13 protein-coding genes and 1 pseudogene are annotated in these 14,935 nt (G+C 71.7%); all 14 read left to right on the top strand.

All coding sequences use genetic code 11. The annotated features are described in order from the left end of the window. Positions 1–368 precede the first annotated feature (368 nt). Positions 369–1,037, top strand: a complete 669-nt coding sequence (locus ACIA5C_RS06630; RefSeq protein WP_396052054.1) for a class I SAM-dependent methyltransferase — start codon at positions 369–371, stop codon at positions 1,035–1,037. 147 nt (positions 1,038–1,184) lie between these two features. Next, positions 1,185–2,873 (top strand): hypothetical protein, encoded by a 1,689-nt coding sequence (locus ACIA5C_RS06625; RefSeq protein ID WP_396051944.1) that lies wholly within the window; start codon positions 1,185–1,187, stop codon positions 2,871–2,873. Positions 2,874–2,891: 18 nt separating this feature from the next. Beyond that, positions 2,892–3,710, top strand: coding sequence for an SDR family NAD(P)-dependent oxidoreductase (locus ACIA5C_RS06620; RefSeq protein ID WP_396051942.1), 819 nt, complete (start codon positions 2,892–2,894; stop codon positions 3,708–3,710). After that, positions 3,707–4,723 carry an aldo/keto reductase gene (locus tag ACIA5C_RS06615; protein ID WP_396051941.1) on the top strand — a complete coding sequence of 339 codons (1,017 nt, stop codon included), beginning with the start codon at positions 3,707–3,709 and terminating at the stop codon, positions 4,721–4,723. The genes ACIA5C_RS06620 and ACIA5C_RS06615 overlap by 4 nt, the downstream gene beginning before the upstream one ends. A gap of 64 nt (positions 4,724–4,787) precedes the next feature. Further along, entirely contained in the window at positions 4,788–5,462 is a 675-nt protein-coding gene (locus ACIA5C_RS06610; protein WP_396051939.1) for a monooxygenase, read from the top strand. Next, positions 5,459–6,037 carry a GNAT family N-acetyltransferase gene (locus ACIA5C_RS06605; protein WP_396051937.1) on the top strand — a complete coding sequence of 193 codons (579 nt, stop codon included), beginning with the start codon at positions 5,459–5,461 and terminating at the stop codon, positions 6,035–6,037. The genes ACIA5C_RS06610 and ACIA5C_RS06605 overlap by 4 nt, the downstream gene beginning before the upstream one ends. Next, on the top strand, positions 6,037–6,774 hold the full coding sequence (locus ACIA5C_RS06600; protein WP_396051935.1) for a carotenoid biosynthesis protein: 738 nt from the start codon (positions 6,037–6,039) through the stop codon (positions 6,772–6,774). Before ACIA5C_RS06605 ends, ACIA5C_RS06600 begins: the two co-directional genes overlap by 1 nt. Beyond that, positions 6,771–7,850, top strand: coding sequence for a glycosyltransferase (locus tag ACIA5C_RS06595; protein WP_396051933.1), 1,080 nt, complete (start codon positions 6,771–6,773; stop codon positions 7,848–7,850). The genes ACIA5C_RS06600 and ACIA5C_RS06595 overlap by 4 nt, the downstream gene beginning before the upstream one ends. Then, positions 7,847–9,445: a phytoene desaturase family protein gene (locus ACIA5C_RS06590; RefSeq protein WP_396051931.1), complete on the top strand. Its 1,599-nt coding sequence runs from the start codon at positions 7,847–7,849 to the stop codon at positions 9,443–9,445. The genes ACIA5C_RS06595 and ACIA5C_RS06590 overlap by 4 nt, the downstream gene beginning before the upstream one ends. Positions 9,446–9,498: 53 nt before the next feature. Next, positions 9,499–9,891 (top strand): response regulator, encoded by a 393-nt coding sequence (locus ACIA5C_RS06585; protein WP_396051929.1) that lies wholly within the window; start codon positions 9,499–9,501, stop codon positions 9,889–9,891. Between the two features lie 28 nt (positions 9,892–9,919). Continuing rightward, positions 9,920–10,825 carry a MarR family winged helix-turn-helix transcriptional regulator gene (locus ACIA5C_RS06580; RefSeq protein WP_396051927.1) on the top strand — a complete coding sequence of 302 codons (906 nt, stop codon included), beginning with the start codon at positions 9,920–9,922 and terminating at the stop codon, positions 10,823–10,825. A gap of 391 nt (positions 10,826–11,216) precedes the next feature. Beyond that, positions 11,217–11,717, top strand: coding sequence for an SAV_6107 family HEPN domain-containing protein (locus ACIA5C_RS06575; protein ID WP_396051925.1), 501 nt, complete (start codon positions 11,217–11,219; stop codon positions 11,715–11,717). Between the two features lie 450 nt (positions 11,718–12,167). Continuing rightward, positions 12,168–12,932 (top strand): annotated as a pseudogene (locus tag ACIA5C_RS06570) (hypothetical protein); the annotation flags it as partial. Positions 12,933–13,117: 185 nt separating this feature from the next. Beyond that, complete coding sequence (locus tag ACIA5C_RS06565; protein WP_396051924.1) at positions 13,118–14,929, top strand: DNA polymerase Y family protein; 1,812 nt, start codon at positions 13,118–13,120, stop codon at positions 14,927–14,929. Positions 14,930–14,935 lie beyond the last annotated feature (6 nt).

Below are 14,935 nucleotides of genomic sequence, written 5' to 3'. Positions count from 1 at the left end.
GGTCGCGTCGTCTGGGTCGCGTCGTCTGGGTCGCGTCGTCTGGGTCGCGTCGTCTGGGTCGCGTCGTCTGGGTCGCGTCGTCTGGGTCGCGTCGTCTGGGTCGCGTCGTCCGGGGCGCGTTGCTCGGGTCGCGTCGGCTGGGGGCGCTGGTACGCGTTGCCCGGTCCGCGCGCGGCCGGGGGCCGCCCCCTTCCGGGACCAACTTGAGCAGCCCGGGGCGACATTTCCGGCCGGTTGTCCACAAGAGGCGGTGGGAGGGGGTGGGCGGATTTACGATCCTCGCTGTGCGTAACGGTGAGTTTGAGGATCCGCGGCTGGTTGAGGTCTATGACGCTGAGTTTGTGTGGGGGTGGGAGGACGATCTTTTCATGTCGGTGCTGGCTGAGCGGTCGGCCACGCGTGTCGTGGATTTTGGGTGCGGGACCGGGCGGCTTGCCATTGCGATGGCTGCGGCCGGTCACGAAGTTACCGGGATTGAGCCGGCCCGGGCCTCTCTCGATGCGGCGCGCCGCAAACCGGGGGCCGAGCGGGTGCGGTGGGTTGAGGGGTCGGTCGGCAGCCTGCCGGTCCGGGCCTTTGACGCCGCGCTGATGACCAGCCACGTTGCGCAGTTCATGGTTGATGACGGGGAGTGGCGGGCCGCGCTGGGGGCGTTGCGCCGGTCGCTGGACCGGGGCGGGCGGCTGATCTTCGACAGCCGGGATCCGGATGACGAGCGGTGGACCAGGTGGAACCCGGCCGAGTCTCGCCGTACGGTCGTGCTGCCCGGCGGCGAGGCGGTCGACGTCTGGGTCGAGGTTACCGATGTGACCGATCGGGTGGTCACCTTCACCGGGCACTACCTTTTCCCGGGCGGGGAGGAACTCACCAGCGAGTCGACCATGCGGTTCCGCAGCGAGCGGGAGATCCGGTCGGGGCTTGAGGCGGCCGGGTTCGATGTGGACCGGGTCTACGGCGGCTGGTCGCGGGAGCCGGTCGGGCTCAGCGAGGACGGTGAGCTGATTGTGGTTGCCGTGGTGCGACCGGACGTGCGCTGAGAGTGATGACCTTGAATCAGGTCACATATTGGCACTCTGCCAATCCGATGATCCTCATTGCCCCGTATGCATATACGCGTAACATTCGCTGACATTGTTCGACCATGCGTGATCATGGGTTGACCTTGAGTAACGGGGGTGAGCGGCATGGCCGACACCGCGCAAGACGCGTGGACCGGGCAGCATCGGCCGCGCAGCCAGTTCTGGCGGTGGATGCTCGCCGTGGTGATCGTGCTGATCCTGCTCGGGGCGGCCGGCGTCGGTGCTGTTCTTCTCCAGCGGTCCAGCTCGCCGCTCGCGGCGCCGACCGCCAAGCCGAGCGCGAGCGCACCGGCCTGTCCCGAGGCGGATGTGCACGTCGCCGCCGCACCCGAGATCGCCCCGGTGATCGAGGAGGCCGCCCGTAAGCTGGCCCCGGCCGGTTCGGTCTGCGGCCCGGTTGCGGTCACCGCGCAGGAGCCGGCCGCGGTGGTGGCCGCCGCGAAGCGTCCCGACGTGTGGATCCCGTCCAGCTCGGCCTGGCTGAAGATGGTCGGCAAGGCGTACACCGCCAAGGGCGACCCGCTCGCCTACTCGCCGATCGTGATCGCCGGCCCCAGCCCGATCGCCGGCCAGTTCATCAAGAACGGCAAGACCTCGTGGGCCGCGCTGACCGCCGGCGCCGCCTCGCATCAGCTGCCGGTGAGCATGGCCGACCCGCAGCAGAACACGGTCGGCCTGCTCTCGGTCTACGCCGAGCACGTGGCGATGGGCCGCACCACCCCGGACGCCGGCATCGCCCAGCTCCAGGCGCTCACCCTGCGCAGCCGTCTCGAGGATTCGGCGGCCGACCCGGCCCGGAAGCTAACCCAGCTGTCCGCCGAGACCAGCGTGTCGGACGCCGCCTACCAGGCCGGCATCTTCCCGATCACCGAACAGCAGCTGGGCACCTACCAGCATGTCAAGCACACGGTCTCGCTCACCGGCGCACCTCCGGTCGACGCCCCGGTACAGGCCGACTATCCGTTCGCGATCGCCAAGGGCACCAAGAAAGCCGAGACCAGGACGATCAGCCGGTTGCGAGCGGCGATCACCGAAGCGGCGATCACCAAGGCCGGCTTCCGCGCCGAGCCGGTCGAGGGCGCGCTGCCCCTGCCCGACGAGGTCGACGACCTGCTCGGCCCGGCCAAGCAGTGGGTGCAGTACCGCACGCTCAACTTCCAGACGCTGCTGCTGATCGACACCTCCGGCTCGATGAACCTGCCGATCAAGGACAAGACCGGGCACACCACGACCAAGGCCGCCCTGCTGCGGCAGTCCGGTGCGACCGCGGCCCAGCTGTTCGGCGAGGACACCAGCCTTGGCCTGTGGCTGTTCGGCACGCCGGCCGCCAACAGCCCGGCCCACCAGGAGGTCATCCCGCTCGGGCCGCTCGCCAGCCCGCTCGGCGACAACGGCAAGACCCGGCGGGACGCGCTGGCCGCCGCGATGGGGCAGTACCGGGCGGTCGACAACGCGGGCACGCCGCTCTATCAGAGCGTGCTGGACGGCGAGGCGGCCATGCAGAAGGAGGCCAAGCCGGGCACCGTCACCCTGGTCATCGTGCTGACCGACGGTGACGACGGCGAGTCGAAGTACTCGATGTCGCAGGCCACCTTCCTGAAGAAGCTGGCCGCCCAGCGCGACCCGCAGCGCCCGGTGCCGATCATCGGGGTCGGGTACGGTCCGACCGCCGACATGAAGGCGCTCGGCGCGATGGCCGGGGCCACCGGCGGCCAGGCGATCTCCGCGATCAACCCGGCCGACCTGGCCTCCGCGATGGCCCAGGCCTTCCTCGCGGCCCACCTGCAGCAATAGGCAGTAAGGCAGTAAGAGATGACGCGCACCATCGTGATCACCGGCGGCAGTTCCGGGATCGGGCTCGCGGCGGCCGAGCAACTGGCGGCGGCCGGCGACGACATCGTCCTGGTCGGGCGCGACCCGGGCCGCCTGGAGGCGGCGGTCGCCCGGGTCCGGGCGGCGGGTCAGGGCCGGGAACCGGGCCGGTTCCGGGCCGATTTCGATCGGCTTGCGGATGTACGCGCGTTGGCCGAGCACCTCCTCACGACCTATCCGTCCATCGACGCCCTCGCCAACAACGCGGGCGGCATCGTGATGGACTACCGCCGTACGCCCGACGGCCTGGAGTCGACGATCGAGAGCAACCATCTCGCGCCGTTCCTCCTGACCCACCTGCTGCGCGACCGGCTGAGCGGCGCCCGCGTGGTCAACACCTCCTCGGACGCGCACCGGCGCGCCGTGCCCGACCCGCACGATTTCACCGGCGACCTCAAGAGCTACCGGGGCTGGCCGGCCTACGGCGCCGCCAAGTCGGCCAACATCCTCTTCACCGCCGAGGCGGCCCGCCGCTGGCCCGACATCCTCAGCGTGTGCTTCCACCCGGGCGTGGTGCGCACCAACTTCGGCGACCGCGGCGTGCTGCGCTTCCTGTACAAATACGCGCCTTTCCTGGTCGCGCCCGAGAAGGCGGCCGCGTTGCTGGCCTGGCTGCTCACCACGCCGGCCGCCGATCTGGTCAGCGGCGCCTATTACGTCGGCCACCACGCCGTACAGCCGAAAGGTCGCGCAAGCGACGCAGATCTCGCCGCCGAACTGTGGAAGAGCAGCGAAGCCGCGGTAGGCATTGTGGAATGAGATATCGGACCCTGGGCAACAGCGGCCTCCGAGTCGCCGAGGTAATCCTCGGCGCGATGACCTTCGGCGAGCAGGGCGGTGTCGGCGCCCCGATCGAGGAGTGCCGGCGGATCCTCGACGTCTACGCCGAAGCGGGCGGCAACGCGATCGACACCGCCATCAACTACCGCAACGGGCTGAGCGAGGAGATCCTCGGCCAGTTGCTGGCCGGGCGGCGCGAGCAGTTCGTGCTGGCCAGCAAATACACGACGACGCGAGACAAGGACGACCCCAACGCGGGCGGCAACGCGCGGAAAAACCTGCGGGCCTCGCTCGAGACGAGCCTGCGCCGCCTCGGTACGGACTACCTCGACGTCTACTGGGTTCACGTCTGGGACGCGGCGACCCCGATCGAGGAGACGATGCGTGCGCTCGACGACGCCGTACGCGCCGGCAAGGTCCTCTACGTCGGCATCTCGGACGCACCGGCCTGGATCGTGTCGAAGGCCAACACGCTCGCCGAGTGGCACGGGTGGAGCCCGTTCATCGGACTGCAGGTGCCGTACAGCCTGCTGATGCGCGACATCGAGCGGGAGTTGCTGCCGATGGCGACCGCGCTCGGGCTCGGCGTGACGGCGTGGAGCCCGCTCGCCGGCGGGGTGCTGTCCGGCAAGTACACGCGGGCCGATTCTGCTTCCGGTGACAGCCGCCTCGATCCGTCCACTCTGGACGCGAAGTCGCACGCGGCGGCCCGGGCCGTTCAGGCGGTGGCCGACGAGGTGGGCGCGACCCCGTCGCAGGTCGCGATCGCGTGGACCCGGCACCGCTCGGAGGCGATCATCCCGATCCTGGGGGCGCGCAACGTCGAGCAGATCATCGACAACCTGGGTGCGATCGACGTGAAGCTGACCCCCGGGCAGATGGTCGACCTGGAAAAGGCCACCGAGTTCAGCCTCGGCTTCCCGCACGACTTCATCAACGACATCGCACCCTGGGTGTTCGGCGCCGGCTATCTCGGGCCGCGCGCAGAATAGGCCTATGGAAAACCACGTACCGGATGCCGGCGCGATCACGTACGCCGGGGCGGCCTGAGCGTCTATGCGGGTCACTCTGCACGTGTGGCGGGTCGCGCCGCACGGAATTCCGGGGGCCTTCCTCCGGCTGGGGCTTCGCCGGCGCTGTCCCGATGCCCGCTTCGCGAAGCTCCTCGGAACCGGCACCGGGACCTCGTTCGGTCTCGGCGACGCCGACCTGACCCGTTATGCCGCGGTGACGGTCTCCGAGGGAGATATCCGATTTCCCGCGTGGGACCGTGCGGCGGTCTCGGCGGCGCGCGTCGATTTGGAGCCATTGAGCAGCCGTGGGCGCTGGTCGGGCGTCGAGCCGTTCGGTCACGTCACGAAAAAAGGCGAGGGGATGGTGCTGGCGCTGACGCGGGCGCGCTTGCGGCCGTCGAAGGCGCTGACGTTCTGGCGAGCCATCCCGTCGGTGGCGGCGGAACTGGCCGGTGCACCCGGGCTTTTGGCGCGATTCGGCATCGGGGAGGCCCCGATCGGCTGGCAGGGCACGGTCAGCCTCTGGCGGGACTCGGCGGACCTGACCCGCTTCGCGTACCGTCAGCCGGAGCACCGCGCGGTGATCGCACGTACCCCGGTCGCCCGGTGGTACGCGGAAGAGCTCTTCGCCCGGTTCGCCGTCGTGAATATCGAAGGCGACCGGACCGTGCTGGGCTGGCTCGCAGATGAAGACGAAGGGGCACAGGCGAAGCGATGAGGCTCGTTGCGTGGCAGCCGGACGACCTGCTGCGGCGGCTCGACGACGTGGTCGCGGTCTACGGCGAAGCGATGGGCTACCGGCGGGAGCTGCTGCAGACCCGCCGCGGCTACATCGCCGCCCACGTGCGGCGCGCCGGCTTCCGGGCGGTCGCGACGCTGACCACCGACGGACGCCTGGCCGGCTTCGGCTACGGCTACACCTCGGGTCCCGGGCAGTGGTGGCACGACCAGGTGCGTTCGGCGCTCACCGACGACGCGCGGGGGCAGTGGCTGACCGACTGCTTCGAGGTGGTCGAGCTGCACGTGCGGCCGGCCGCACAAGGGCACGGGGTCGGTGCCCGCCAGTTGCGGGCGCTGCTGGCGATGGCCGACGGCAAGACCGTGCTGCTGTCCACCCCCGAGGCCGACGAGCAGAAGTCGCGGGCGTGGCGGCTCTACCGCCGCTTCGACTTCGTCGACGTGCTGCGCCACTTCCACTTCCCGGGTGACGAGCGGGCGTTCGCGATCCTCGGACGGGAGCTGCCGGTGGTGGAGCGGCCGGTCGAGGACGCGCCGGGCATCGTCGGCATTTGATGGTTCGACGGCTCCCATGGGCCTTGCTCGTCGTCCTGGTGCTGGTGCAGATCGCCTATCCGCTGACCGGTGGTCGTGCGAGGGCCGGGTTGACCGTGGCGACCGTGGTCATCGGTTACGTGCTTTCGGTCAGTCATGCCTTCTCCCGCAAATCCGGCATTCCACTGCTCGCGACGGCCACCGTGGGCGGCTTCGCGGTCGAAGCGATAGGCGTCGCTACCGGCTTTCCGTTCGGCCACTACGACTATTCCGGACAATTGGGCCCGAAGATTCTCGGTGTTCCGCTGATCATCCCGCTGGCGTGGACCTGGATGGCGTGGGCGGCGTGGCTGGCGGCGCTGCGCATCACGTCGTCCCGGGTCGGGCAGATCGCCATCGCAGCGGTCGGTCTCGCGGCCTGGGACCTCTTCCTCGACCCGCAGATGGTCGCCGAGGGCTACTGGACCTGGCGATCGCCGGCCCCCGCCCTGCCCGGCGTCAGCGGCGTGCCGATCGGCAACTACCTGGGCTGGCTCGGCTTCGCGATCCTCCTGATGACCGCGCTCGCCCGGGCCGGCGGCGACCGGATCCGCACCCCGCGATCGGGTGACGCGCCGATTCTCGCGCTCTGGCTGTGGACGTACGCTTCGTCCGTGCTCGCCCACGCCGTCTTCCTGGACCTCCCGGCGTCCGCGGCCTGGGGTGGCGTGATCATGGGGCTCGTCGTGATCCCGCTGGTGCCGAGGCTCGTCCGGTGATCTGGTTCCTGCTGCTGCCGTGGGTCGCCCTGACCGCACACACCGTTGTCAACGCGTCCCTTCTTCGGCGCCCAAAAATCGACAAGTCGGACGAGGACATCGCCATCCTGCTGCCGCTCCGCAACGAAGCCGACCGGGTCGAACCGTGCCTGACCTCGCTGCTGCGGCAGACCGGCCAGATCCACGTACTCGACGACGGCTCGACCGACGACACCGCCGGACTGGTCCGCAAGATCGGCGGCGACCGTGTCCACCTGCACACCGGCGCCCCGCTGCCACCCGGCTGGCTCGGCAAACCCCACGCCTGCCAGCAGCTGGCCGACCTGGCACCCGACGCCGACGTCCTGGTCTTCGTCGACGCCGACGTGGTGCTCGAGGACGCCGCCGTGGCCTCCGCCGTGGCCCTGATGCGGCGCGCGGAGGTCACCCTGCTTTCGCCGTACCCCCGCATAGCCGGCGCCGGCCGGCTGGTCCAGCCACTGCTGCAGTGGTCCTGGCTCACCTTCCTCCCGCTGCGCGCGATGGAACGCTCCCCGCGCCCCTCGCTGGCCGCCGCCGGCGGCCAATGGCTGGTCATCGACCGCAACGGTTACCGGAAAGCGGGCGGTCACGCCGCCGTCCGCGACGACATCCTGGAGGACATCGGCCTGGCCCGGGCGGTCAAACGCTCCGGCGGCCGCATCGCCCTGGCCGACGGCTCACGCTTCGCCACCTGCGAGATGTACCGATCGTGGCGAGAACTCACCGATGGCTACGCCAAGTCGCTTTGGGCATCCTTCGGCACGCGGTCCGCCGCCGGCATCGTCGTGGTCCTGCTGCTTTTCCTGTACGCGACGCCGCCCCTCGCAACCGCAGCGTTCCTCGCGACCGGGCACGTCCACTGGTCGCTGGTGACCCTGGCGGCCTATGCGCTGGGCGTGACCGGGCGGACGGTCACCGCGTACGCCACCGGCGGCCGGCCCTGGCCGGACGCCCTGCTGCACCCAGCCTCGATCGCGGTCTTCGCGTGGCTGGTGGCCCGCTCCTTCCACCGCCACCGCCGAGGCACCCTGACCTGGAGAGGCCGCCCCGTATGAGCAGGATTGTCGTGATCGGCGCCGGGGTGGGTGGCCTGGCGGTCGCGATCCGGCTCGCCCAGGCCGGCCACCACGTGGTCATCCACGAACGCTCCGGCACGACCGGCGGCAAGCTCGGCGTGTACGAGCGCGACGGCTTCCGCTTCGACACCGGGCCGAGCCTGCTCACCCTGCCCCAGGTCTTCGACGGCCTCGGCCTCGACCTGCAGCCGACCCCGCTCGACCCGGTCGTCCGGCACGTCTTTCCCGACGGCACCCGGCTCGACTCGTCTGCCGACCACGAGGTCTTCCTCGATCGGATCGCGACCGCACTCGGCCCGGCCGCCGCCGACGACTGGGCCAACTTCTGGCGGCGGGCCGAACGGATCTGGGACGCCTCGTGGCGTTCCGTGCTGCGCCGCCCGGTCACCCCGGCCACCCTGGCCGCCCTCTCCTGGCGGCTCGGCGACCTACGGGCGATCGCGCCCGGCCGTTCCCTGCGCAGCCTGGGCCGGCACTACCTGAGCGACCCCCGCCTGCGGATGCTTCTCGACCGCTACGCCACCTACACCGGCGCCGACCCGAGGCGGGCACCGGCTGCGCTCGCCGCCGTCCCGTACGCCGAACTCGCCTTCGGCGGCTGGTACCTGCCCGGCGGCCTGGGCACCCTCGGCGCCGCAATGACCGCCCGGTGCGCAGCCCTCGGCGTCGAGATCGTCCTCAACTCACCGGTCGCCCGAATCGAGACAAGCAGCGGCGCCGGGTCGGGCGGCGGAGTTGAGTCGGGCGGCAGCGCCGGGTCGGGCAGCGGAGTTGAGTCGGGCGCCGGCGCTGGGTCGAGCGGCGGCGCCGGGTCGAGCGGTGCCGGGTCGGGCGGCGGCGGTAAGGGCGGCATCACGGCCGGCTGCGGCCGGGTGCGCGGGGTGCGGCTCGCCTCGGGCGGGTACGTCCCGGCCGACATCGTCGTCTCCGATGCCGACGCCCTCGACGTCTACCGCGATCTTCTGCCCGACCCGTCCCGGCTGGCCCGGCTCTCCGACCGCAGCCTGGCCGGTTTTGTCCTGCTGCTCGGGGTTCGGGGCGAAACGCCGGAGTTGGCGCGCCACACGGTCTTCTTCCCGGACTACTACGACGCCGAGTTCGACGCGATCTTCGGCTCGGCGGCGCGGCGCGCCCGGCCGGCTTCCGATCCGACCGTGTTCGTCACCCGCGCGGTCGACCCGGCCGTCCGTCCGGCGGGGCACGAGGCGTGGTTCGTGCTGGTCAACGCCCCGCGCCACGGGTACGAGTGGTCGGCCGTGGACTGGCGCAGGCCGGGGCTGGCCGACGCGTACGGAAAGCATGTCCTCGCCGTGCTGGCCCGGCGCGGTCTCGATGTCCGCAACCGTCTGGTTTTTTGCGAAACGCGAACTCCGGCAGATCTGGCGGACGCGACGGCCGCGCCCGGCGGAGCGATCTACGGGACCGCGGGCGGTCTGATGCGCCCGGCCAATCGCGGTCCGGTGCCCGGGCTTTTCCTGGTCGGCGGCTCGGTGCACCCGGGTGGCGGCCTGCCGATGGTCACCCTGTCGGCGGAGATCGTTGCCGACCAGATAGGGCATTTGCCCTCTTTGTAGCGGTTTATGACGGATAATGAATCCGACTGAATCGCGAAGGGGCGGTGGGCCGCATGGCCGTACTCGTGACGGCGGAGGACGACGAGGACATCCGGATGCTGGTCGCCCGGTCGCTCCGCAAGGCCGGCCACCAGGTGATCGCGGTGGCCAATGGCCGGGAGGGCCTGGCCGCGGTCCGCAAGCACCGCCCGGACGCCGTGATCACCGATATCGACATGCCCTACATGACCGGATTGCAGATGTGCCGCGAGATTCGCCGGGATCCGGAGTTGAGGCACATCCCGGTGGTCGTGGTCAGCGGCTCGCTCGATTGCGAGGACACCCACGTCCTGGAGGCCGGCGTCACCGCGGTCATCCCCAAGCCGGTCGCCGCCGGCGTACTCCTGCACCAGCTCACCGAGGTCCTGGCGCACCCGTCCCAGCGAGCCGGAAAATCTCTGACCTAAGTCAGAGATGTTCGGTAGCGTGACGGCCGTGGACCAGATCGAGGCCGTCCGTGACTTCAACCGTTACTACTCTCAGCGCATCGGTGCTCTCGACGACCACTACCTGGGCCAGGGCCGCCCACTCCGCGAGGCCCGCCTGCTGTTCGAGATCGGCGACGGCGCCGACCTGCGCGAACTGCGGGCCCGGCTGGGTCTCGACTCGGGTTACCTGAGCCGCCTGCTGCAGGTCCTGCAGAAAGACGGCCTGGTCACGGTGGGTGCTCACGCGGGCGACGGCCGCCTACGCTTCGCGAGGCTTACCGCTTTGGGCGTACGGGAGAGGGCCGAGCTCGACACTCGATCGCGCCACAGCGTGGAAGCCCTGCTCGGCGCCCTGTGCGAGGCCGAGCGCGGCGAGTTGGTCGAGGCGCAGTCACGGGTACGCCATCTGCTGCGAAAGGCGACCGTGACAATTTCCGCGATCCCGGACGACTCGCCGGAGGCGCGAGATTGCCTGCGGGCTTATGCGGCCGAGCTGGCGGTCCGCTTCCCCGAGGGCTATGACGAGACGACTCTGATCACCCCCGGTTCCACGTCGTCTTTCCTGGTAGCTCGCGAGGAGGACCGGCCCGTGGGCTGCGTGGCCTGGTGTCATCTCTCCGGCTCTAGCTCCGGCTCTAGCTCCGGCTCCGGCTCTGGCTTCGGCTTCGGCTCTGGCTTCGGGGAGGTGCGGCACCTCTGGGTGTCACCTGAAGCGCGGGGGCTCGGGCTGGGGCGCCGGCTGCTCTCCGCGGTGGAGGCATCGATCGCCGCCGACGGGCTCGGTGAGGTGCGGCTGGGCACGCATCCGGCGCTGGCCGAGGCCATCGCGCTATATCTGAGCAGCGGTTATCGGGAGATCCCGCCCTACGGCTCGTCACCCTACGACCGGCTCGCCTTCGCCAAGACGTTGTAGTTGCTTTTTTGTCGTACCCGAGTGCTAGTCTTCTCCCTAGTTAGAACGGATGTTCGAAAGACTCGCACATCAGTTCTAGCTCCGGGAGCGGTGTTTCGCGGCGCGGCTTCCGGGTGCGATGCCCGCGAAGCATCGCACAGTGAGGCTCGAGCATTCGCGGGTTCGAGCCTTCAGACAAGGCAGGACCGTCGTCCGCTGCCCCCGACCCCCGGGTGGCGGACGACGGACCCGCCGGCGAGGTCCGGCCGGGTGTGGTGTGGGGAAGCTTCACACCCGGCCGGCTCGGCTTTGGAAAGTACGGGGACTCAGCGCCCTTCCCCCGCGGTCCCTTCGCAGTTCATCTCGTTCGGCCCAGCAAAGTCGGATGCGACATACGCGAGGAGAGACGACCATGGCGAGCTCCACGGCGCCAGGCCTGCTGCCGGCCCCCGGCTTGGCGCATGCGCCGACCGCGGCCGCCCAGGTGGCGGCACCCACGGTTCCGGCACACATGCTGCCGCACCGCACTCCGGCCCAGCTGCTGGGCATAGCCCGGCAGGGCCTGTCCGAGGCGGCACGCACGCGCCCCGACGGCCTGCGCTACGCCGCGGCCCACATGGCCGCCCTGCGCGCCGCCGCCGCCGTGCTCGCGGCCCGGGCCCGCCCGGCCGCCCCGACCCGGCGCAGCAAGGCGACCAGCGTCTGGTCGCTGCTCGTCCTGGTCGCGCCCGAGTTCAGCGACTGGGCCAACTATTTCGCCCTGGGCGCCACCAAGCGCGCCGCGGCCGAGGCCGGCATCCCACGCGTGGTGAGCCCTCGCGAGGCCGACGACCTCCTCCGAGCAGCCGAACAGTTCGTGGCGATCGTCGAGTCCTCCCTGGGCCTCACCTACCAGCCTCCGCTGGCCGCCTGACCGCCGCGCCCACCCGCGCCGCCTCGTATCGCCTTCGTGCGCGCCGCCTCGCATCGTCTTCATATCCGAGCCGCCCTTGTGATCGAACCGTCTTCGCGACCGCACAACCCGACCACAACCCGACCACAAGCCGACCACAAGCCGACCACAAGCCGGCCACCTGATCGTCGGGATCGGTCGCGGTGAGGGGCAGGGTGGCGCCAGCCGGCTACGTCAGGGCATCGCATCGTTCGATGGGAGGGCCTGTGGCATCGGCTGGAGATTGCTCTCGACACCACGCCGCCCGGCCGGAAGGCGGACGGGTGTTGTGCGTGCTTCGGGCTGCGGCGCGCGCCGGGCAGCGGCACCACTCCCGGTCACGGACGACCTGATTTGCAGGCCGCTGAGGAGTGCGGCCGGACCTTGGCGTGGCAGGGCGGCGCGGTGACACGGCTACACGAGCGGGGAACGATGGCGGGACGCATGATCAGCGGTGCGGCCGCCCTGGCCGAGCTGGTCCGGACGGCCGGTGAGCACGATGCGCCGGGCGTGCATCGGGTGCTGCCGGTCGTGCCTGAGCTGAGCGGCCTGCTGCCCGGTCGTGGCCTGCGCCGGGGGAGCACCGTGGCGGTCGCGGCCGGCCGGGCCGCGCCGGCCGGCGGGTCGACCTCGCTGCTGCTGGCGCTGCTGGCCGAGGCCTCGCGGTCGGGCTCGTGGTGCGCGGTCGTCGGGATCCCGTCGCTGGGCGCGCTGGCCGCCCAGGAGAGCGGCATCGACCTCGGCCGGCTTGCACTGGTGCCCGACGCCGGCCCCGACTGGCCCACCGTCATAGCCGCCCTGATCGACGGGGTCGACGTGGTCGTCACCGCCGTACCCGGCCAGATCGCCCCCACCATCGCCGACCGCCTGGTCGCCCGGGCCCGCCAGCGGGGCAGCGTGCTGATGCCCTTCGGGCAGTGGCCCGGCGCCGACGTCACCCTGCAGGTCACCGCCTCCCGCTGGGAGGGACTCTCCCTGGGCCGGGGCCGCCTCCGCCGTCGCGAGGTCACGATCCTCGCCCGGGGCCGCGGCGCCGCCGCCCGCCCCAAGGAGATCACCCTCTGGATGCCGGGCCTGACCCAGCCCCCGCCGTCCCTGCCTACCCCGACCACCGGCCCCGCCCCTTCCCCAACAGCCGACTCGTTCCGCCCACCCGCCGCCGAGGCGCCCACCCCGGGCCTCCGCGCAGTCCCGTCCGCTTCCGCCCACCCCGAGCGCCCGGCCCCCGTTTTCCCGATCCGGCGGCTTCTCTCGCTGGTGCGGTCCGCGCATCAGGCCGGGCGTTCGCTTCCGCCTTCGGCGTGGGCGGGTCGTGGTCCCGGGGTGGAAGGTGCGATCGCCGACCGGGTGGCCGGGTCGGACGGGGGCCGGGCGGTGGCCGGGTGAGCGGGGATCGGGAGGGTGCGGCCGGGCGGACGATTCTGGTGTGGTGTCCGGACTGGCCGGTTGTCGCGGCCGAGATTGTGGACGGGGTCGAGGCGTCCGGGCCGGTTGTGGTGTTGCACGGCAACCGGGTGGTGGCCTGTTCGGAGGCGGCGCGGCTGGACGGCGTACGGCGTGGGTTGCGGCGCCGTGAGGCGCAGAGCCGGTGTCCGCAGCTGGTGGTGGTCGAGCATGATCCCGCTCGGGATGCGCGGGCTTTCGAGCCGGTCGTCGCGGCCGTCGAGGAGGTCGCCGTCGGGGTGGAGGTGGTCCGGCCGGGTACCTGTGCGCTGGCCGCTCGCGGGCCGTCCCGGTATTTCGGCGGGGAGGAGGCCGCGGCCGAGCGGATCGTCGAGCGGATCGCCGAGGCGTGTGCCGTGGAGAGTCAGGTCGGGATCGCCGACGGGGTGTTCGCGGCCGGGCTGGCGGCGCGGGACGGGCTGGTGGTCGGTCCGGGGGAGACGCCGCGGTTCCTGGCCGGGGTGACGATCGAGGCGCTGGAGCGGCCCGAGCTGGCCGACCTGCTCACCCGGCTCGGCGTCCGGACGCTGGGTGACTTCGCGGCCCTGCCGGCCGCGGACGTCATCACCCGGTTCGGCTTCGACGGTGCTCTCGCTCACCGGCTTGCCGCCGGCCTTGACGATCGGCCTCTTTCCGTACGCCGTCCGCCTCCCGACCTGGACGTCTCCGAAACCTACGACGAGCCGCTGGAGCGGGTGGACGTGGCCGCGTTCGCCGGGCGGGTGCTCGCCGAACGGTTGCACGAGAAGCTTGCCGCCCACGGCCTGGCCTGCACCCGGCTCGGCATCGAGGCGGTCACCGCCGACGGCCAGGAACTGCACCGGGTCTGGCGCCACGACGGCACTCTCACCGCGGCCGCCATCGCCGAGCGGGTCCGCTGGCAGCTCGACGGCTGGCTCACCGGCGCCCGCCGCGGCGCCCCGGCCCGGCCCACCGCCGGCCTGGTGCGGTTGCGGCTGATCCCGGACGGCGTACTGGTCCACCTGGGACTGCAGCCGGGCCTCTGGGGTGACGCCGGAGCCGAACGCGAGCGGGCCCACCGCGCCCTCAGCCGGGTGCAGGGACTGCTCGGCCCGGAGGCGGTCGTCACGCCGGCGGCGGGCGGCGGGCGTTCGGCCGACGATCAGGTGCGCCTGGTGCCGTGGGGCGACGAACGCGTCCCCGACCGGCCGTCCGCCCCGCACACCGACCCGATCCCCGACTTCGTTCTCACGCCGGTGCAGGCACTCACCCCGGAGAGCCGCCTGGCCCCGGTGATCCAGCTGCATTCCCGCCGTGACCCGGACGCATCGGCACCTGCCGAATACCCGGCCGACGCGCCGGGGCGGTTGACGTTCCTGAGTTCCCGGCGCACCCCGCCGCCGCCGCTCGCTGAGGAGCCGGTCGCCGGGAAGGGTAAGCCGGCGAGGCGGGCGCAGGCTTGGCCGCCCTGGCCGGGGCGCCTGCCCCGGCCGCAGCCGGCGGTCGTGCTGCCCCGCCCGCTCGGTGCGGTGGTGCTCGACGACGCGGGTTCCCCGGTCGGGGTCAGCGCCCGGCTCGAGCTCACTGCCGCGCCCGCCGCCCTCGTGGTCGAGCGCGGCCGGCCGGTCGGAATCGTCGGCTGGACCGGGCCGTGGCCGGTCGACGAGCGCTGGTGGGCGCCCGGCGAGTCGCGCCGCCGCGCCCGTTTCCAGATGACGCTGGCCGACGGGAGGGCCCTGCTGGTCTCCCTGGCCGGCGGCCACTGGGCGGTGGAGGCCGTCTATGACTGAGGGGAG

The organism is Actinoplanes sp. NPDC051343 (assembly GCF_044455125.1).
In the GTDB taxonomy this organism is placed as follows: domain Bacteria; phylum Actinomycetota; class Actinomycetes; order Mycobacteriales; family Micromonosporaceae; genus Actinoplanes.
The sequence above is the reverse complement of the archived record's forward strand: the minus strand, read 5'-3'. Positions and strand labels throughout refer to the sequence as shown.